The 19,648-nt window shown below is 45.4% G+C and carries 20 protein-coding genes; 9 read left to right on the top strand and 11 right to left on the bottom strand.

Annotated features, from left to right (window positions below; genetic code table 11):
• Positions 1-3: 3 nt before the first annotated feature.
• The gene (gene rnhA, locus HRQ85_RS14260) at positions 4-468 is read right to left on the bottom strand and encodes a ribonuclease HI (protein ID WP_017069372.1); all 465 of its coding nucleotides are present in this window, start codon (positions 466-468) and stop codon (positions 4-6) included.
• Positions 469-524: 56 nt separating this feature from the next.
• Here rnhA and dnaQ point away from each other — a divergent pair, with 56 nt between their 5' ends.
• The gene (gene dnaQ / locus HRQ85_RS14255; RefSeq protein WP_017060722.1) at positions 525-1,292 is read left to right on the top strand and encodes a DNA polymerase III subunit epsilon; all 768 of its coding nucleotides are present in this window, start codon (positions 525-527) and stop codon (positions 1,290-1,292) included.
• Between the two features lie 9 nt (positions 1,293-1,301).
• Positions 1,302-2,549: a TIGR03503 family protein gene (locus HRQ85_RS14250; RefSeq protein ID WP_172379903.1), complete on the top strand. Its 1,248-nt coding sequence runs from the start codon at positions 1,302-1,304 to the stop codon at positions 2,547-2,549.
• Positions 2,550-2,677: 128 nt separating this feature from the next.
• On the opposite strand, the gene fadE is transcribed toward HRQ85_RS14250, so the two are convergent.
• The gene (gene fadE, locus HRQ85_RS14245) at positions 2,678-5,143 is read right to left on the bottom strand and encodes an acyl-CoA dehydrogenase FadE (RefSeq protein WP_050644957.1); all 2,466 of its coding nucleotides are present in this window, start codon (positions 5,141-5,143) and stop codon (positions 2,678-2,680) included.
• Positions 5,144-5,471: 328 nt separating this feature from the next.
• On the opposite strand from fadE, the gene lpcA reads away from it, so the two are divergent.
• Both lpcA and HRQ85_RS14235 read left to right on the top strand, forming a co-directional pair.
• Positions 5,472-6,047 (top strand): D-sedoheptulose 7-phosphate isomerase, encoded by a 576-nt coding sequence (gene lpcA, locus HRQ85_RS14240; protein ID WP_050644958.1) that lies wholly within the window; start codon positions 5,472-5,474, stop codon positions 6,045-6,047.
• Positions 6,048-6,114: 67 nt separating this feature from the next.
• Complete coding sequence (locus HRQ85_RS14235) at positions 6,115-6,960, top strand: class II glutamine amidotransferase (protein ID WP_050633987.1); 846 nt, start codon at positions 6,115-6,117, stop codon at positions 6,958-6,960.
• 110 nt (positions 6,961-7,070) lie between these two features.
• Here HRQ85_RS14235 and purN read toward each other — a convergent pair whose 3' ends face one another.
• Positions 7,071-7,745 (bottom strand): phosphoribosylglycinamide formyltransferase, encoded by a 675-nt coding sequence (gene purN, locus HRQ85_RS14230; protein WP_172379902.1) that lies wholly within the window; start codon positions 7,743-7,745, stop codon positions 7,071-7,073.
• 132 nt (positions 7,746-7,877) lie between these two features.
• Positions 7,878-8,918: a phosphoribosylformylglycinamidine cyclo-ligase gene (purM, locus tag HRQ85_RS14225; RefSeq protein WP_008222945.1), complete on the bottom strand. Its 1,041-nt coding sequence runs from the start codon at positions 8,916-8,918 to the stop codon at positions 7,878-7,880.
• 169 nt (positions 8,919-9,087) lie between these two features.
• Here purM and upp point away from each other — a divergent pair, with 169 nt between their 5' ends.
• Positions 9,088-9,714, top strand: a complete 627-nt coding sequence (upp, locus tag HRQ85_RS14220) for a uracil phosphoribosyltransferase (RefSeq protein ID WP_017060716.1) — start codon at positions 9,088-9,090, stop codon at positions 9,712-9,714.
• Between the two features lie 141 nt (positions 9,715-9,855).
• On the opposite strand, the gene HRQ85_RS14215 is transcribed toward upp, so the two are convergent.
• A complete protein-coding gene (locus HRQ85_RS14215) occupies positions 9,856-11,094 on the bottom strand; it encodes a uracil-xanthine permease family protein (protein ID WP_050619933.1) in 1,239 nt (412 codons plus the stop codon).
• Positions 11,095-11,372: 278 nt separating this feature from the next.
• Here HRQ85_RS14215 and HRQ85_RS14210 point away from each other — a divergent pair, with 278 nt between their 5' ends.
• Positions 11,373-12,626, top strand: coding sequence for a DUF2066 domain-containing protein (locus tag HRQ85_RS14210; RefSeq protein WP_172379901.1), 1,254 nt, complete (start codon positions 11,373-11,375; stop codon positions 12,624-12,626).
• Between the two features lie 110 nt (positions 12,627-12,736).
• Here HRQ85_RS14210 and HRQ85_RS14205 read toward each other — a convergent pair whose 3' ends face one another.
• The 4 genes from HRQ85_RS14205 to HRQ85_RS14190 form a co-directional block, all read right to left on the bottom strand.
• Positions 12,737-13,174: a DUF2069 domain-containing protein gene (locus HRQ85_RS14205; RefSeq protein WP_017060713.1), complete on the bottom strand. Its 438-nt coding sequence runs from the start codon at positions 13,172-13,174 to the stop codon at positions 12,737-12,739.
• On the bottom strand, positions 13,171-13,764 hold the full coding sequence (wrbA, locus tag HRQ85_RS14200; protein WP_172379900.1) for an NAD(P)H:quinone oxidoreductase: 594 nt from the start codon (positions 13,762-13,764) through the stop codon (positions 13,171-13,173). The genes HRQ85_RS14205 and wrbA overlap by 4 nt, the downstream gene beginning before the upstream one ends.
• Before the next feature lie 6 nt (positions 13,765-13,770).
• A complete protein-coding gene (gene arsC / locus HRQ85_RS14195) occupies positions 13,771-14,121 on the bottom strand; it encodes an arsenate reductase (glutaredoxin) (RefSeq protein WP_172379899.1) in 351 nt (116 codons plus the stop codon).
• Between the two features lie 122 nt (positions 14,122-14,243).
• Complete coding sequence (locus tag HRQ85_RS14190) at positions 14,244-15,698, bottom strand: tetratricopeptide repeat protein (RefSeq protein WP_017060710.1); 1,455 nt, start codon at positions 15,696-15,698, stop codon at positions 14,244-14,246.
• A gap of 178 nt (positions 15,699-15,876) precedes the next feature.
• Here HRQ85_RS14190 and HRQ85_RS14185 point away from each other — a divergent pair, with 178 nt between their 5' ends.
• Together HRQ85_RS14185 and HRQ85_RS14180 are read left to right on the top strand one after the other, a co-directional pair.
• A complete protein-coding gene (locus tag HRQ85_RS14185; protein WP_029235389.1) occupies positions 15,877-16,116 on the top strand; it encodes a sulfurtransferase TusA family protein in 240 nt (79 codons plus the stop codon).
• Positions 16,109-17,185, top strand: coding sequence for an AI-2E family transporter (locus HRQ85_RS14180; RefSeq protein ID WP_017063383.1), 1,077 nt, complete (start codon positions 16,109-16,111; stop codon positions 17,183-17,185). Before HRQ85_RS14185 ends, HRQ85_RS14180 begins: the two co-directional genes overlap by 8 nt.
• 136 nt (positions 17,186-17,321) lie before the next feature.
• Here the strand turns inward: HRQ85_RS14180 and bcp are convergent, their stop codons facing one another.
• Positions 17,322-17,792, bottom strand: a complete 471-nt coding sequence (bcp, locus tag HRQ85_RS14175; protein WP_172379898.1) for a thioredoxin-dependent thiol peroxidase — start codon at positions 17,790-17,792, stop codon at positions 17,322-17,324.
• 12 nt (positions 17,793-17,804) lie between these two features.
• Positions 17,805-18,347: a glycine cleavage system protein R gene (locus HRQ85_RS14170; protein ID WP_017060705.1), complete on the bottom strand. Its 543-nt coding sequence runs from the start codon at positions 18,345-18,347 to the stop codon at positions 17,805-17,807.
• A gap of 374 nt (positions 18,348-18,721) precedes the next feature.
• Between HRQ85_RS14170 and dapA the strand changes: the two genes are divergently transcribed.
• Positions 18,722-19,600, top strand: coding sequence for a 4-hydroxy-tetrahydrodipicolinate synthase (gene dapA / locus HRQ85_RS14165; RefSeq protein WP_050644965.1), 879 nt, complete (start codon positions 18,722-18,724; stop codon positions 19,598-19,600).
• The last annotated feature ends 48 nt before the right edge of the window (positions 19,601-19,648 follow it).

The raw sequence follows: 19,648 nt of genomic DNA, 5'->3' as shown, positions 1-19,648 counted from the left end.
CGATTAGCTTGGTTGATAGCCCGTATCTTCTTGAGTCGGATTTTCCGCTGCGTTTCTTGCTAAATCATCACACATCTCGTTTTCTCTGTGCCCTGCGTGTCCTTTTACCCAGCGCCAATCTACGCTATGGCGAGCGGTTTCTTTATCGAGCCTTTGCCACAGGTCGGCATTTTTAACCGGTTTCTTGTCGGCTGTTTTCCAGTCACGCTTTTTCCAGTTATGAATCCACTGTGTGATGCCTTGACGCACGTATTGGCTATCTGTGGTCAGAATCACAGAGCAAGGCTCTTTGAGGGCTTGGAGAGCAACGACAGCGGCGAGCATTTCCATACGGTTATTGGTTGTTAGCGTGAAGCCTTCTGCTAGCGTCTTCTCGACTTTCTTGTAGCGAAGTACGATGCCATAGCCACCGGGACCAGGGTTGCCTAAACAAGAACCATCAGTGAAAATTTCAACTTGTTTCGTCATGATTTGATACTATTACCTCAAGCACATTATCGGCATAGTCTGACACAGTTATCCTTATGAATACCAGTAGCACTCCAGAACAAAGCACGAACGAAAAAAACAGTTCGAACGAAAATAAGCGCATTGTTGTACTCGATACCGAAACCACCGGTATGAATACAGAAGGTGGTCCTCACTATATGGGCCACCGCATCGTTGAAATTGGTGCAGTAGAGATCATCAACCGCAGGTTGACCGGGCGTCATTTCCACGTCTACATCAAGCCCGATCGTGCGATTCAAGAAGAGGCGATTGGCGTTCACGGTATTACCGATGAATTCTTGATTGATAAGCCTGAATACCAAGACATACATAAAGAGTTTCTCGACTTTATCAAAGGTGCTGAGCTGGTGGCTCATAACGCGCCCTTCGATACGGGCTTTATGGACTATGAGTTTGAGAAGCTCAACCCTGCGATAGGTAAAACGGATGACTACTGTAAAGTTACCGATACCTTGGCAATGGCGAAGAAGATATTCCCAGGTAAAAGAAACAACCTAGATATCTTATGTGACCGTTACGGTATTGATAACTCGCACCGTACTCTCCACGGCGCATTGCTCGATGCGGAGATCCTAGCCGACGTCTACTTATTGATGACGGGTGGTCAAACTTCGCTGCAATTTAACGCTGGTCAACAGGAAGGCGAAGCCGAAAGCATACGAAGAGTAGAAAGTGGTCGAAAATCCCTAAAGGTTTTACGAGCTACGGCCGATGAAGTAGAAGCGCATCAAAGTCGTTTAGATCTCGTCGAGAAAAGCGGAAGCTGCCTCTGGCGTCAGTAGGGAGAAAGTATGTTAAGGGTATTGGCTACCGGTTGCTTATTGCTGTTAAGCTTTGGCTTACATGCAGCAACAGAATCCGTAATGAGTTTATTGGACAACCGTTTTCGCGTTGATCCCAGTATTGAACAAGTCACCTTTGTGATTTATCGCGCCGATAACTCTAAACCTGTCGTTTTGGTTCGCCCTGATGGCAAGAAATACTACTCTTGGCGCAATGCTGATAATGTCCGTTGGTACGAAGAATCGTCCATGGACATTATCTCTATCGACAATCCGATGCCCGGCCCTTGGCAAGCGATAGGTAAAGTTTCCCCTAAGAACAATATCAAGCTCCTGTCTCATCTTGTTTTGGATGCTAATGAGTTCCCAGATAAGTTGTATCAAACTGAACGCATCAAATTTACCGCTCGACTGACCTCTGATGGCAAGCCGCTGGTGCTGCGCGATTTTCTCGATCGCGTGAAGCTTAAGGTCACCTTTACTAAGTTTGTTGAAAACGAAGAGTCTTTGGTGAGAGAAGCGCGCCCGGTGCCGGTTGTGATGGGCGAGTTTGCCGATGATGGCGCTGATCTTGATGAAAAGGCTGGAGATGGTGTGTTCACGGTCTCTTTGCCAATTGATATCGAGCCCGGTAAATACCGAGCGCGTATTACCTCTGGTAATGGTGTGTTCCTGCGAGCGCAAGAGCAAGAAGTCTTGGTTTACCCAACACCGATCACTAGCACCTTCATTCAATCACGAAAAGAGGGTTTACCTCATACTATTGTGGTGTCTGGTGAGCAGGGGATGATCGCACCGAGCTCGTTAGCGGTTCATGTTGAGCACAAGGCTCCTGATGAATATGTGATGTACAAGCAGGGGCAAGCTGAAGTCGACGCAATGAAAGTCGCTCTTGAGGTGCCTTATAATGGCGATTTGGGGATTTATAATTGGTCAGGGATGGTTTACGCCACTGATGCTTCAAGTCAGCGCCCGCTGATCTTTCCTATTACCGAGCAGTCGTACAGCGTTGTTGAAGATATCGACTTAGCAGAGTCACGACGCCTTCAAGAAGAAGCACTTGCTGAACAGAAGCGTATCGCAACAGAGTTGATGATCCTTCAAAAACGTGAAGATGACAGACAGCGCAGTATGATCATTATTGCGGTGGGTAATGTGGTCGCGACTCTATTGGGCTTATTGATTTGGTTTGTGGCTCGTAAGGTTAAGGCGAAGAAAAAAGCGTTACCTGAGATGCAGCTCAAGGCGCCGAAGTAACTCGCTTAGATGATTAGATTGTCTAGAGAGAATAAGCCGCTAGATAAAGCATTGGAATTTGTGGCAACGAAATCATGAACAAAAAAACGGGACTCATAGGAGTCCCGTTTTTGTTTCTTTTTCTGGCCTTAAGCGACGTTATCAATCGATTGGTCTGGGTATTGAGACTTTGCTGCAAGCTCCTCTGGTGAGAAGTCATCCACGTTAATCGTGTACAGTCTATGTTCCTCAGCGCTAATCAGAAGATTTGCTTCGTCTTGAGTTAAGATACCTTTCTCAAGTCCCAACTGAGCAACAAGATCAAGTCGTAAGAAGGCACGTTTTTGATGCGTCTCTTTGCAGACTTTGTCGAACAGAGGTTCAGCTTGAAGAATCACTTCTAGCGCTTTTTCAATCTTACCTACTGGGTTGTATTCCGTTGCTTCTAGATATTGGCCGCGACCGATACGAGAACGTGTTTCGCTTGGGGTTTGTAGAATGTGCGCCACTTTGCTATCCAGCTTGTCATTTGGAGCACGACGGATACGACCAAATGGCATTAGCACAACACGAAGCAGACGACCAATCACAGGGTTAGGGAAGTTCGCTAAAAACTCATCAATCGCCACTTCAGTCTGACGTAAGCTATCTTGCATACCCCAATGTACTAACGGTAGATCTTCAGCGTGGCTGCCTTCGCTTTCAAAGCGCTTCAACGTTGCTGAACCTAGGTAAAGTTGACTCAGGATATCACCCAGTCTTGCTGATAAACGTTCTCTACGCTTCAGTGATCCGCCTAGAACTGCCATTGAAATATCAGACAGTAGCGCTAGGTTTGCACTGTAGCGGTTTAGTTGTTGGTAATAACGCTGTGTCTGTTTATCTGTTTTATTTGAAGGTGTTGGCGCATCAGAACCACGACCATCGGTTAAACCAAACCACAAGCTGCGGACTAGGTTACTCATCGTAAAGCTAACGTGTCCTGCTAACGCTGAATCAAACTTATCAAGCGCATCGCTGCTTTCAGAATAAGCCGCTTCCATTTCGTTCAGTACGTAAGGGTGACAGCGAATCGCACCTTGACCATAGATGATCATTGAACGAGTCAGGATGTTTGCGCCTTCAACCGTAATCGCGATAGGCGAACCTTGGTAGCCACGAGCTAGGAAGTTCGATGGGCCTAAACAAATACCTTTACCACCGACGATATCCATCGCATCAATGATGCTGCGTTGGCCACGGTGAGTACAGTGGTACTTAACGATTGCAGAGATAACCGAAGGCTTTTCGCCAAGGTCGATGCCCGCGACGGTTAGGTTACTCGCAGCGTCCATTACATAAGCGTTACCTGCGAGGCGTGCAAGTGGCTCTTCAACCCCTTCCATACGACCAATAGGCTGTTTGAATTGACGACGGATACGAGCGTAAGCGCCGGTTGCGAGCGCGGCAGACTTAATGCCACCGGTTGAGTTTGAAGGCAGTGTGATACCACGACCAACCGACAGACACTCAACCAGCATGCGCCAGCCTTGACCTGCCATTTTCTGGCCACCAATGATGAAATCGATAGGCACGAAGATATCGTCGCCTTGCGTTGGACCATTCTGGAAAGGTACGTTTAGTGGGAAGTGGCGGTTGCCAATCTCTACGCCTTTTAAATCTGTTGGGATAAGCGCACAAGTGATACCAAGATCTTTTTGGTCACCAAGCAGACCATCCGGGTCACGAAGTTTAAAAGCCAAGCCTAGAACGGTCGCGACAGGCGCGAGAGTGATGTAACGCTTGTTCCAAGTTAGGCGCATGCCAAGTACTTCTTCGCCTTGCCAGTCGCCTTTACAAACCACACCGTAATCTGGGATTGAACCTGCATCTGAACCGGCTTCTGGGCTAGTCAGAGCAAAACAAGGGATCTCTTTACCTTCCGCTAGGCGAGGCAGGTAGTGGTTTCTTTGTTCTTCTGTACCGTAGTGTTGTAAAAGCTCACCAGGGCCTAATGAGTTAGGTACGCCAACCGTCGATGACAATACACTAGAAACACCCGTTAGCTTCTGTAGAACCAAAGATTGAGCATAAGCTGAGAACTCTAAGCCGCCGTATTTTTTCTTGATGATCATGGCGAAGAATTTATGGGATTTCAGGTATTGCCATACTTCTGGTGGCAAATCAGCAAGCTCATGAGTGACTTGGTAATCATTGACCATTTCACACACGGTATTCACAGGGCCATCTAAAAACGCTTGCTCAGCTTCAGAGAGCTTAGGGTCAGCAATGTCCTGAAGCTTCTTCCATTCAGGCTTGCCTTTGAACAGCTCTGCTTCCCACCATACTGTGCCAGCTTCTAGTGCTTCTTTTTCTGTCTGAGACATCGCCGGTAGAACTTTCTTAAATAAAGAGAGTGCTTTTTGGCTGATCAGTGTCTGACGAATGGTAGGTACAGCAAAGATCGCAACCGCTAACAGGTAGCAAAGCCAGCCAGTAACAGCCACGCCGCCAAACAGTGTTAATGCTACCATTGCGCCGGTTAATACAACTAATGCACGTACCAGACTAACTCTATGGTAAAGACAGACGCCTAAGATGGCGGTCATGCCGAGTAGGGAGAGCAATATGTTCATGATCGATTTCCTTTTCAGAGATCACTTATTGTTATTAAGTTTTAGGTAAGAGGTCTAACCAGTCAAGTGTAAACAAAATATTAAATATTTGTAAAACTCCAAAGTGAATAAAAAGTGATCTCAATAGAGTTAAAGTTCTAATTGTGAGAGGTTGGTGGCGAATATTTGGACGGATCGGCAGTGAGACCCTAATAAAGGTGGCAATCTTTGGGCTTAAGTGTCGACACTATTTCATGTTTGTGGGTAAACTCAGGTAAAAGAGGGGAAAACCCTCAGCTCTCATTTCACGTACTTTAAGTTGCGTAAAAAAATATAAGAGATAAGCCTTATGTACCATGACCTAATCAAAAGTGAATTGAACGAAGCTGCTGACGTTCTGAATAAGTTCCTGAGTGATGACCATAACATCGCTCAAATTGAAGCGGCGGCAAAACTGATTGCTGAGTCATTCAAGCAAGAGGGTAAAGTGCTTTCTTGTGGCAACGGTGGTTCACACTGTGATGCAATGCACTTTGCGGAAGAGCTTACAGGCCGATACCGTGAAAACCGTCCAGGTTACGCTGGCATTGCGATTTCAGATCCAAGCCACCTGTCTTGCGTGAGTAATGATTTTGGCTACGACCATGTATTTTCTCGTTATGTAGAAGCGGTAGGTCGTAAAGGTGATGTGTTGTTCGGTCTGTCGACTTCAGGTAACTCTGCCAATATTCTAAAAGCGATTGAAGCTGCTCAAGCCAAAGGCATGAAGACGATTGCATTGACGGGTAAAGATGGCGGCAAAATGGCGGGTTGTGCTGATATCGAAATCCGAGTGCCACACTTTGGTTACGCAGATCGCATCCAAGAAATTCACATTAAGATCATTCATATTGTGATTCAGCTTGTTGAAAAAGAGATGGAATAATAGTTTTACAGACATTTGGAGCCCAGGTTTGTGGCTCCATTGGTTTTAACAGGGAGTAGATTAAACCATGTGTGAATTGCTCGGTATGAGCGCGAATGTGCCAACTGATATTTGTTTTAGCTTTACTGGTCTTATGCAGCGTGGAGGCAATACTGGCCCGCACCGCGATGGTTGGGGTATTACCTTCTATGAGGGAAAGGGTTTTCGTACATTTAAAGATCCTAACCCTAGCTGTGAATCAAAGATCGCTGAGTTGGTTCAAAACTACCCAATTAAAAGCCAAGCCGTTGTCAGTCATATCCGTCAAGCGAACCGTGGTGGTGTTAATCTAGAAAATACACACCCTTTTACTCGTGAGCTTTGGGGGCGATACTGGACCTTTGCTCACAATGGTCAATTAACGGATTACGACGATCTGATTAGTGGTCGTTTCAGACCGGTTGGCGAGACAGACAGTGAGCTCTCTTTCTGTTGGCTACTCAAACAACTTGAAGAGCGTTTCCCGGAACCACCTCAAGATATGGAAGGTATGTTCCGCTTTGTGGCTGAGTGTTGTGACAAGCTGCGTGAGAAAGGCGTATTTAACATGTTACTCAGTGATGGTGAGTATGTGATGACTTACTGCACCAACCATTTGTACTGGATAACAAGGCGCGCACCTTTTGGTAAAGCGAGCCTGATTGATGAAGATGTTGAGATTAACTTCCAGGAAGAAACTACGCCTAATGATGTGGTTACAGTGGTGGCAACTCAGCCTCTAACAGACAATGAAGAGTGGTTTAGAATGAAGCCGGGCGAATACGCGCTGTTTCATTTTGGTGAGCTGATTGGCAACAATCATAAAGCATTGGAAGATGTCGCTTATGCGCCGAAGAAGGTAGCAAGCCAAGCGCCAACTGAACCATTGAGCTGAGCTAAGTATCCCGAATAGTATTATTTGAACCGTATAAAAAAGGCCGCTTACTGAACTAATGAATCAGTAAGCGGCCTTTTTTGATTTGATTTGATTTAGTTTCTGACGAATTACTCTTCTGCGTAACCGTGTTTGCTTAATGCCTTACCGTCTAAGACAGCCTGCCCATTTAGCATTGATAAACGATCTTCTGCGAACCATTTGCAGACCATAGGGTAAATGCAGTGTTCTTGGGTAAGCACTCGGCTTGCCAGCATATCAGCATCATCATCTTCAAATACCGGTACCTTAGCCTGTAAGATCACAGGGCCACCATCAAGTTCTTCGGTCACAAAGTGGACGCTAGTTCCGTGCTCTTTATCTTGTGCATCAATGGCACGCTGGTGGGTGTGTAGGCCTGGGTACTTAGGTAACAGGGAAGGGTGAATGTTGACCATTTTCCCTGCATAGTGACGAACAAACTCTGAACTCAGGATACGCATGTATCCCGCAAGTACGAGCAAATCGGGTTGGTATGCATCAATCTGAATCATCAATTCATGATCGAACTCTTCACGTGAACCAAAGTCTTTTGGATTGACTGAATGTGCGTCAACACCTGCGGTTTTCGCTCGTTCTAATCCAAAAGCCTCTGCTTTGTTTGAGAAGACAGCCTTAACTGAAGCATCAATCATATTGCTATCACAGGCATCTAAAATTGCCTGTAAGTTACTTCCGCTTCCTGAAACTAACACAACGATGTTTTTCTTAGAGTGACTGGTTTTATTTGAGTGATTGTTTTTCATAGAGTGGGTCATACGATTGATTAACTGAACTGTTTACAATGTACCTACATAAACTAAGGTTTTCTGCGGGCTAAATAGCAAAATGAGGACCATTAGGTCCTCATTGATTAACTAAGTAAGTGAGCGTATCACTTATTTGATTTCAACTTGCTCTTCGCCAGCTTCAGCGTTTGCGATCTCACCGATAACCCAAGCGTTTTCGCCTTCAGCTTTCAGTAGTTCGACAGCAGCGTCTGCTTGATCTTTAGGTAGAGCAACAACTAGGCCTACACCACAGTTGAAAGTGCGGTACATTTCAAATGTCTCCACGTTACCTTTCTCTTGTAGCCAGTTGAAGATAGCAGGCCATTCCCAGCTCTTGCCATCAATGACTGCTTTAGTACCTTCAGGAAGTACGCGTGGGATGTTTTCCCAGAAACCACCACCTGTGATGTGCGAGATAGCATGAATGTCATGCTCAGCAATCATCTTAAGTGCTGATTTGATGTAAATCTTAGTAGGTTCTAGTAGGTGCTCACCGATAGTGCGACCTTCTAGTTCTTCACTCTTATCAGCACCAGAAACTTCTAGAACTTTACGAATTAAAGAGTAACCGTTTGAGTGTGGACCACTTGAACCAACAGCGATAAGTGCGTCGCCTGCTGCTACTTTTGTGCCGTCAATGATGTCAGCTTTTTCTACAACACCAACACAGAAGCCAGCTACATCGTAGTCGTCGCCTTCGTACATGCCTGGCATTTCAGCAGTTTCACCACCGATTAGTGCACAGCCAGCTTGAACACAGCCTTCAGCAATACCAGAAACAACGTCTGCTGCTGTATCTACATCTAGCTTACCTGTTGCGTAGTAGTCTAGGAAGAATAGCGGCTCACCACCTTGAACGATTAAGTCGTTCACACACATTGCCACTAGATCGATACCAATGGTGTCGTGTTTTTTCAGATCCAAAGCAAGGCGAAGTTTAGTACCAACACCATCAGTACCTGAAACAAGTACCGGCTCTTTGTATTTCGTTGGAAGTTCACATAGGGCGCCAAAGCCACCAATACCGCCCATTACTTCAGGGCGACGAGTGCGTTTAACAGCACCTTTGATACGGTCTACTAGTGCATTACCTGCGTCGATATCAACACCAGCGTCTTTGTAGCTTAGAGAAGAAGTATTACCACTCACGGGATAGTCCTCGAACTTAAGTTGGATGTGAAAACGGCGCTATTCTAACAGGGCTTGATTACCAAGAGCAAACGTTTGCGCGGTTTTTTTTATTAGAATAAAGATTCTGAAATAACCTTAGAGTTCGTGTATAATCTACAGGTTTGTTTAAATATTGCCGGAGTTGGAAATGAAAGTTGTTGAAGTGAAACACCCGCTAGTAAAACATAAAATTGGCCTGATGCGTGAAGGTGAGATTAGCACTAAGCGTTTTCGTGAGCTAGCGACAGAAGTGGGTAGCCTTCTAACATACGAAGCGACATCAGACTTTGAAACTGAGCGTGTGACGATTAACGGTTGGAACGGTCCAGTAGAAGTTGACCAAATTAAAGGTAAAAAAGTAACTGTAGTGCCAATCCTACGTGCTGGTCTAGGCATGATGGACGGCGTTCTTGAGCACATCCCAAGTGCACGTATCAGCGTTGTTGGTATCTACCGTGACGAAGAAACACTTGAGCCAGTACCATACTTCAACAAGCTTGCATCTAACATCGATGAGCGTATTGCTCTAGTGGTAGACCCAATGCTTGCGACAGGTGGTTCTATGATCGCGACTATCGACCTGATGAAAGAGAAAGGTTGTAAGCACTTTAAGATTCTTGTGCTTGTTGCTGCTCCTGAAGGTATCGCTGCTCTAGAAAAAGCGCACCCAGATGTTGAGCTTTACACGGCTGCAATCGATGAGAAGCTAAACGACAAGGGCTACATTGTTCCTGGTCTTGGCGATGCTGGCGATAAGATCTTCGGTACTAAGTAATTCGGTTTCAGCTTAAGTGACCCTAAACAGTTCCTTAACTCGCTGAATTAACTGTATTAATAAAAAGGGAGAGCATTCGATGCTCTCCCTTTTTTGATCTTGTTTGGTTGTGATTCTTTTGAATCTAGCCTTATCGATTCATTAATCGATTTGAGCTTTATCTACCACAGTGTTGTCACCTAGCTCATCTGGAAGTACTAGGTTAAGTAGAATCGCTACGATGCCACATAAGCTTACGCCCTGTAGGCTAAAGTCACCGATGCCAAATGCCATGCCGCCAATACCGAAGACTAAGGTAATGCCCACAATCACAAGGTTGCGAGATTTGTGCAGGTCAACTTTGTTTTGAATTAGAGTATTCAAGCCTACGGTTGCGATAGAACCAAACAGTAGAATCATGATGCCGCCCATTACAGGAACCGGAATCGTTTGAAGTAGTGCGCCTAGCTTACCGACCAATGCCAGAACGATAGCTGTTACCGCTGCCCAAGTCATGATCACTGGGTTGAATGCTTTGGTCAGCATTACCGCGCCAGTTACTTCACTGTAGGTTGTGTTTGGTGGCGCGCCCAGCATTGAAGCAGCAATGGTTGCCACGCCGTCGCCAGTAATAGTGCGGTGTAGGCCAGGTTTCTTAAGGTAGTCTTTACCGGTCACGTTAGAGATAGCAAGCATGTCACCTACGTGCTCAACAGCAGGTGCAATCGCAACAAATACCATAAAGAAGATAGCGTTGATGTTGAACTCTGGCGCTGTGAAGTTTGGCAGAGCTAACCAAGATGCTTGCGCTACTGGTGTGAAGTCGACTGCACCATAAACCAAGCTAGTGATGTAACCCGCAACAATACCACCGAAGATTGGCAGTAATTTAAGGAAGCCTTTCGAGAACACACTGATGACAATGGTCACTAACAGTGAAATCGAAGAGATCCACAGTGCAGCGTCTGCATCAACAAGCTGAACTGCGCCATCGCCTGTCTTACCTAACGCCATGTTAACCGCAACAGGCGCAAGGCCTAAACCGATAACCATGATCACAGGGCCAACCACGACCGGTGGAAGCAGTTTATGGATGAAGCCAACGCCACGAACTTTAATTAACGCGCCCATTAGTACATACACAACACCCGCAGCCATAAGGCCGCCCATGGTTGCACCTACACCCCAAGTTTGAATACCAAACATGATTGGCGCGATGAATGCGAAAGAAGACGCTAAGAAGATTGGCACTGAACGGCGTGTAATAAGTTGGAATAAAAGGGTACCGATACCTGCGCCAAAGAGTGCAACGTTAGGATCAAGTCCTGTTAGTAGCGGCACGAGTACAAGCGCACCAAAAGCTACGAACAGCATTTGCGCACCTTGCAAAGCATTTTTCATGATATGTCCTTAAAAATGGTCGTTATATGAAAAGTGAAAAATAAAATTCGCGGGATTCTATCACTTAGCAATCGATTGCTACACCTGATAGATCAAATTTATTTATCTTAGTGATGTTTTATATCCATCTAAGCCCTAGAAATTCAGTTTATAAGTGAGCGATTTATCATGGCCAGGTGATATTTTGTGGTTATTAAACACAGTGGGCGCTAACGACCTTGCCCCTCAATCCATAGTTGCTTATCATCTAGGCACAAGATTTGAATATTAGGATCAGTATGCGCTACATAGCATTGTTGTTGATGGGACTATTAGCCACTCCGAGTTATGCCTTAACTCAAGTAGATATTTTTAGTGCTGAAGTTGCGATTAACGCTGAAGACAAACAGCCAGAACAAGTGGCAAGAAATACAGGTATGGAGCAGGTATTGATACGTGCGACTGGCCAAACTGATGTCGCTTCGAATGAGACGATTCAAAAGGCGATGCGCAAGAGTTCGCAGTACATGTCTCAAATGAGTTTTGGCGAAAGCAATGACCAATCAACATTGCGTATGCGTTTTAACGGTGCTCAAATCCGTTCTCTGTTGACTCAAGCACAGTTACCTTACTGGCCTGACACGCGTTCAAACATCCTTGTTTGGCTGGTGGAAGAGGACAACTACGACAAGAACATCGTATGGGAACACTCTAACTCACAGTTAGCAGCTAGCTTACAAGCGAACGCAAAAGAGCGTGGCTTGCCTCTAACGCTGCCTGTGGGTGACTTTGACGATATTACGGGTATTGCGACTTCTGATTTGTGGGGTAGCTTTGTTACGCCAATCAGTAAAGCGAGTCAGCGTTACCCTGTTGATGCTGTGTTGGTGATAAAGGCTCAATCTTCAGGCCTACGTTGGGCTCTATACGATCAAAAGCCAAGTCAATTGACGAGCGCACCAACATCGCCTGTAAGTGGTTCTTTATTAGGTAACAGCGCAACGACTTCTAAGAAGTTAGTCGACCAAATCAGTAACTACTACGCAGGCAAAAGTGCTGTGACGGTAGCGAGTGAGTCATCAGAATCGATTTTAACGCAGTTTATTAGCCTGAATAATGCTCAAGACTTCTTCCAGTTGGAGAACGCACTTAAGCGTCTAAACTCGGTGGCAAGCCTAGATATCCTGAAGATTCAGAACAACGAAGTCACTTTCCGAATTCACTTATTGTCGACTCAACAAGAGTTTGAGCAAGAAGTAGCAAGTATTCGCCAAGTTGCGAAGGTTGAAGAATCTTACATTGAGCCTGAAGTGAGTCCTGAATTTGAAACTCAAGACAACACAATGTCTGTAGGTGATGATTCAACAGACGCTGCTGAAGTCGCTGGTGACGAAACTGACTCAGGCGTGCAAGTGATTAAGGGAAACGAGGTGTCTGATGATGCTGAGCTCACGCCTGACGCAACGTTAGAGGATTCTAGTACGGAAGATCTAACCATCACTGCGCCAGTACATGCTAAGCCAAGCTTGGTCTACGAGTGGGTTCGCTCATAATTGTCAGCTGACATGACTGATTGAAATGAAAACATGAAAAAAGCCTTGCAAGAGCAATCTCGCGGGGCTTTTTGTTTGTAAGCGGTCAGTTTAAAAGCATGGGTTCAATATTATTGCTCGAACTTAGCTTTCTCTCTCTTTTCTACTTCAGAAAGACGCTTCAACTTGATGCCTAACTCTTTGGCTCTAAAGCGAGTAAATAAGATATTGCCCGCGAAACCTAGAGTCGTCAGAAGCAGTTCTACAGCCGCTAACAAGCGTTCACCATCGTCTACATACAAAATAGTTAATGCGTGTAGGAAATAGAGCATCAAAACGAAATTTGCCCAAGCGTGCGTATAAGGCTTACCTGCTAAAATACCCGGTAATGGCAGCAACAGTGGGATAGCCCAAGCAATCGCCAGTGTGACATTACTGAGATGAGGGTGCGGTGAAAGCGTCATCTGCCAAGCCACCACCCAGAATAAAAGTGACAAGTTGCCCGCTAAAGCAAGGTAGCGAAATAGCTTGGTTTTGGGAGACATAGCCTTCTCTGGCATATACATCATTGAGAAATTCCCTTCTGGTTTAACGCGATGCGCGCTAGGCGTTTACCTAGGTTTTGCGCCAACTCAATCTCTTCTTTGCTAAGCGAAGCGCTCTCTCCAGTACTGCTTGCACCATAAGGCGTACCACCGGTTTGCGTGGTGTGCAGTGCAGGTTCTGAGTAGGGGATGCCTACGACCAGCATGCCGTGATGAAGCAGGGGCAACATCATGCTTTGCTGTGTCGTCTCTTGACCACCATGCAGTGATGAAGAAGAGGTAAAGACACAAGCTGGTTTATCGATGAGATCGCCATTGATCCACATTGATGTCGTGCTATCCCAAAAGTGCTTCATTGGCCCGGCCATGTTGCCAAACCAAACCGGACTGCCTAGCGCCAAACCATCACAAGATCGAAGCTCTTGTAAAGATGCAAAAGGATCGGTTGGTTGATAACGCGAATCAGGCTGCTCTTCTACTGTGTACACATCGTTCACCGTTCTTAGCATGGCTTCGCAGTTCGGGATGGATTCAACCCCTCGTGCAATCTGCCTTGCTAGAGCTTGTGTGTTGCCGTGGCGGCTGTAGTAAAGAACAAGAATGTTAATGCTCATATTGGATTACAGAATCTCTAGCACTTGCTCTGGTGGACGACCAATCTTTGCTTTGTTGTTCGCGACAACGACAGGGCGCTCAAACAGTTTTGGATTGGTTGCCATCGCGGCGAAAAGATCTTCATCATTAACTGAAGCATCACCAAGGTTTGCTTCTTTGTAGTCCGCTTCTTTGGTGCGCATCATGTCGCGAACATTGTCAAAACCAAGCTGAGTGAACAGTACTTTCAGCTGTTCAACTGTTAACGGAGTCTCTAGGTATTTGATTACCTCTGGCTGTACGCCGTTTTCTTGAAGCACTTCTAGAGTTTGACGGCTCTTTGAGCAGCGTGGGTTATGATAAATCACGACAGACATGGTTCTTCCTCATTATTATTTTTGATTTAATTGTTTAGCTGAAGCCACTAGAGGTGACTTCTTTTTTGTGTACAGTTGAGCTTTATTTTTATTCTGGCAACGAGCTGTTACCAGTAAACATATTATTGTAGCGACAAGAAGCGTTCTCGTTGAATCATTAGCTGATCAATTCGAGCGTCGTAGCGTGCTTGTTTTAGGCTGCCAAGCTCTGCGATTTGGCTTGCCTGCGTGTAGTACTGAATCGCTTTGTTCCAGTTGGCTTGCAGAGCCAAAATTTCTGCACGAGCAGCCAGTTCTTCGTCGCTATTACCAAGGCTCGTATTTACTTTTGAAAGTAGGTGCCAGCCATTGGTGTCGTTCGGGTTATCGTGCGTGTAACGTTGCAAAACGCGAACGGCTTCCTGTAGGTCTTCATTTTCAATCAGTGCATTGGCGTAGTTAATGGTCAGAACCGGGTTATTTGGTTGACGAACCAGTGCCGATTTAAGTTCCTTAATTGCAATCTCAGGCTGCTTCTTCTCGATGTGCAGATCCGAAATAGCGTCTAGATAAAACAGGTTGGTTGGGTCACTGTTAATCAGCTTGTTCAGAATCGGCTCTGCTTTGTCTAATTTTTTTGAATCTAGGTAAACCAGAGCTTGGCCATACTCTAATGACGGAACCAAAGCTTTAGGAGCTTTCTTCAGCTGACGCTCAAACCAATCAAGAGCAGCATCATTATTAATGCCAGCATAGCGCGCAACGATGCGGGCTCTTGCTAGGTGGTAGTCCAGAGACGGAGCCAGTTTCAGTGGCGGGTAACTACGAGCACGAGCACGTGAATCGGTAATTCGGTCTTCTGGTAATGGGTGAGTCAGTAGCATTGGCGGTGGTGTGCTCGCATAGCGATATTCATCAGCTAAACGGCCAAAGAAACGTGGCATCGCATTCACATCAAACCCAGCTTTTGCTAGCGTGTTGATACCAAAGCGGTCGGCTTCTTTTTCATTACTACGGGTGTAGTTGATTTGGCTTTGCATATTACCCGCAGTCGTTGCCGTTAGGGCTGCAATGCCGGCTTCAGGAGCTGCAATCGCCAGCAATACAGACGCCGCAAGGGCTGCAATGGTTGCTGGAGAGCGGCGCGCTTGGTCTTCCATACTACGCGCTAAGTGACGTTGGGTTACGTGCGCGATTTCGTGCGCTAATACAGAAGCCAGTTCACTTTCAGATTGTGCATGCAGGAACAGACCTGAGTGCAAAGCAACGTAACCACCAAAGAAAGCAAAGGCGTTGATGTTGCGGTCACGGATCATAAAGAACTGGAAAGGTGTCTTTACATCATTTGCGTTCGCGACCAGACGATGGCCAAGCGTATCAATATACAGGTTTAGAACTGGGTCGTTTACGATAGGCTGGCTGCTTCTGATGATGCGCATGTAGGCATCACCATAGATAAGCTCTTGGTCGATAGTGAGTGTGCCGCCAGCAGCGGTACCGATATCTGGTAGCTCCAAACTATTGGTATTCGCCATAGTTGGGGTGCTTAATGTAGCTGCGATGCATAAGCAAGCAATTGAGCGAGCGCGTTTAAACATATTAGTCAGTAATACTCCGTTTCTTCTGACAGTAAGACAAGTGCAATGGAAATTGGTTCTTTATCTGATTTAACCTTTGCCAAGTGCGTGCGCTATCATGAAGGAAGATGAATGAATGATGGCGCGTTTTCAAAAACAGATTACAATACGACCCTTATAATAAGCATCGAGCTCAAGAATGACACCTAATATTCTAGATTTACGCCAAGAGCGCTGTCCAATGGCGCTATTATTAGCCAAGCGTCACAGTGTAAAGTTAGAAGTAGGGCAGTCATTGTCAATTTATGTCTCTGATAACAGCTCGATGAAAGATATTGTTACTTATTTGTCTAAGCAAGCCTATGACGTCGTCACTGAGGTTTGCTCTAATTACCATCATCTCCTCGTCACTAAAAAGGAATTGCAGTCAGATGCTTGAAATGGTCAATCGTTGGTATAAACGACGTTTCTCTGATCCCCACGCTGTCAGTTTGGTTGCCATCATTCTCTTCGGCTTTATTACGATCTACTTCTTTGGTCACCTAATTGCGCCACTCTTGGTTGCAATTGTGTTGGCTTATTTGCTTGAGTGGCCTGTTACCCAGCTTCAAAGACTCGGTGTTCCAAGAACGCCTTCAGTGATGTTGGTGATCATGATGTTCTTTAGCGTGATGCTACTTGCGATCTTTGGCTTGGTACCAACCATTTGGCAACAAGTGGGTAACCTAATCAATGACATCCCAAGCATGTATGGCAGCTTGCAAAACTTCATTGCAACGATTCCTGAACGCTATCCAGAACTAGCCAACCTGCAGATCGTTGAGTCCATTATGTCTAACGCCAAGAACAAAGCGCTAGGTTTTGGTGAAAGTGTTGTCAAAGGCTCTCTTGCTTCTCTTGTGAGCTTAGCGACCTTAGCGGTTTACTTGATTCTCGTACCACTGCTTATCTTCTTCTTGTTAAAGGACAAAGAAGAGATGATCAGAATGGCGAGCGGTGTACTTCCTCGAAATCGTCGTTTAGCGACCAAAGTATGGGAAGAGATGAACCAGCAAATCTCGAATTACATTCGCGGTAAAGTCTTAGAGATTTTAATCGTTGGTGGTGTCAGTTACGTAACCTTCGCGATTCTGGATCTGCGTTATTCAGTCTTGTTGGCTGTCGCGGTTGGCTTCTCAGTACTGATTCCTTATATCGGTGCGGCAGCTGTGACTGTTCCAGTAGCGATTGTTGGCTTGTTCCAGTGGGGATTAGAGCCTCAGTTTTACTGGCTGCTTCTCGCTTACGGTATTATCCAAGCGCTAGATGGTAACGTGCTCGTTCCGGTTCTTTTCTCTGAAGCGGTGAACCTGCACCCAGTGGCCATTATTGTTGCCGTGTTAGTGTTTGGTGGACTGTGGGGATTCTGGGGCGTGTTCTTTGCTATCCCGTTGGCGACGCTAGTTAAGGCGGTTTGGAATGCCTTACCGAGTCACGCATTAGACGATGACCCCGAACATCAAAAGTAGTTGATCTTGTTATAGAAAAAGGCCGAACATCCATGATGTTCGGCCTTTTTGCTCTTAGCTTAATAATTAGCTTAATGAGTGCTGCTCTTGCCTTAGAGAGTGGTGAATCTAAGTCATTAACTCACTCAAATCGCCCTTAAGCTTCTTGATTGAAGTAATCGAGAACCACTTCGTGGTGAGTCTTAGTCTTGAACTTGTTGAAGACATGTTCAATCTGACCTTCTTCATCAATTAGGAAGCTAATACGGTGCAGACCATCGTATACCTTACCCATGAATTTCTTCTCGCCCCAAACGCCAAACTGTTCAGCAACGCTATGGTCTTCATCAGATAGCAGTATGAAGTTTAGAGATTTCTTTTCAACGAAGTTTGGTAGACGTTTTACTGGGTCAACACTCACACCTAGAACAACCACGTTTAGGTCATCAAGTTGTGCTTTGATATCACGCAGGCCTTCCGCTTGCACAATACAACCTGGAGTCATTGCTTTAGGGTAAAAATAGAAAAGTACTTTTTTACCTTTGAAGTCACCAAGAGATACGATATTGCCATCTTGATCTGGAAGAGAAAAAGCAGGTGCTGGAACACCAGCCGTTAGCGTATTCATGACATTTCCTTTTTAAAGACTGTTTTTGATAAAGTTGAGCGAGCCTTGGACTGATAGGCTCTGACACAGCGAATCGAATTCTTCTTGTAGCTGCATCAAGTTACATTCTGATTGCACAGAAGCGGTAATAGAGATATGGAATTGGTCGTTGTCGAGTTGAACCTTAGACTTATTGATGGTTCGTGCACTTAACGAATCGAGGCCGATGTTTCGGTCTGCGAAGAACTGGGTAAACTGCTCAGTAAGTCCGATTTTATCGTCTGACTCAACGAACACCTCTACTGTGTAAGAGTTCTCAATAACATCATGAGTTGAGGTTCGCTTCATAATCGTAATCAAGTCGTGCTCTTGTCCAAGCAAGGGCAAGGTGGTTTCAACGCGGGTAATGTTGTTTGCCTTTCCAGACAGCAGCATGATAAGCGTAAATTCTTCGCCAAACAGGGCGATACGGCTATCAATAATGTTACAGCCTGATTGGGTGACTAAATGAACCACTTGGTTGCATACACCTGGGCGATCAGTGCCCACAGCTGTGATTACTAGATGTTGAGTCATAAAATCACGTCTCTTTATATTCCATTGATTCATGCATGTTAGCACAGTTAGCTCGTGGAATAAGCGTGCGTACGGGGCTTTTTATGAGCGACCTTGCTTCGAACATGTAACCAATGATAAGAATATTGAGCGCGTTAAAAAATGAGATAGAGTGATGAGAGCACAGCTTACTTGTTACTGACATCCAGTGGTGTGCTATCCGCTAGATTGAGCGCAGGTTACCCAAATTCTAGGTAGAACGCCGTTAGAAGTCGTTTTACCTCAAACATACGACAATATTTAATGCAGATGTTGCCGGTAAGCCACTTTAATGTCTTGTGTTTATTGATTGGCTTACAGTAACATGCAAAAAGAATAAATTAAGGGAGATAGACATGTTTTCAGGAAGTATCGTTGCGCTAGTTACGCCATTTAATACAGATGGTGAAGTGGATTTCGACAGCCTTAAAAAGTTAGTTGAGCACCATGTTGCTGCAGGTAGTGATGGTCTGGTTGCGGTTGGCACAACAGGTGAGTCTTCAACACTCACTATTGAAGAGCATGTCAAAGTCGTCAATAAGATCGTTGAATTTGCTGATGGTCGTATTCCCGTTATCGCTGGTACAGGCGCAAATGCAACTCATGAATCTGTTCTATTCAGCCGTTTGTTGAATGGTTCTGGTATTGCTGGTTGCCTGAGCGTAACGCCTTACTACAACAAACCGACTCAAGAAGGTTTGTACCAACACTACAAAGCTATTGCTGAAGTCAGTGACGTTCCACAAATCCTATACAATGTTCCAGGTCGTACTGCGGTAGACTTGCTGCCAGAAACGGTTGCTCGTCTTGCTGAGATCGAAAACATCGTTGCACTGAAAGATGCGACGGGTGATCTCGACAGAATTGCAATTCACCGTGAACTTTGTGGCGAAGACTTTATCTTACTAAGTGGTGATGACTTAACAGGTCTAGAATTTGTTAAGCGTGGTGGCGATGGCGTGATCTCTGTAACGAATAATGTTGCAGCCGCTGATATGGCAACCATGTTCAAGCTAGCGAAAGAAGGTAAGTTTGAAGAAGCAGAAGCGATCAATGAGCGTTTGATGCCTCTACATAAGAATTTGTTCGTTGAGTCTAACCCTATTCCCGTAAAATGGGCGGTTCATAAAATGGGTTTGATTGCTGAAGGTGGCTTACGTCTACCGCTGACTGAATTGTCAGAGCCAGCTCAACCTGTTGTTGCTCAAGCAATGACTGAAGCGTGCATTTACTAAAACGTATGAAGTGATGCCGAAGCGAACCTTCGGCATTTAGGAGTATAA

Source organism: Vibrio sp. Vb339 (assembly GCF_902751245.1).
GTDB lineage: Bacteria > Pseudomonadota > Gammaproteobacteria > Enterobacterales > Vibrionaceae > Vibrio > Vibrio coralliirubri.
Note: the sequence above shows the minus strand (reverse complement) of the source record. Positions and strands in the feature narration are given on the sequence as shown.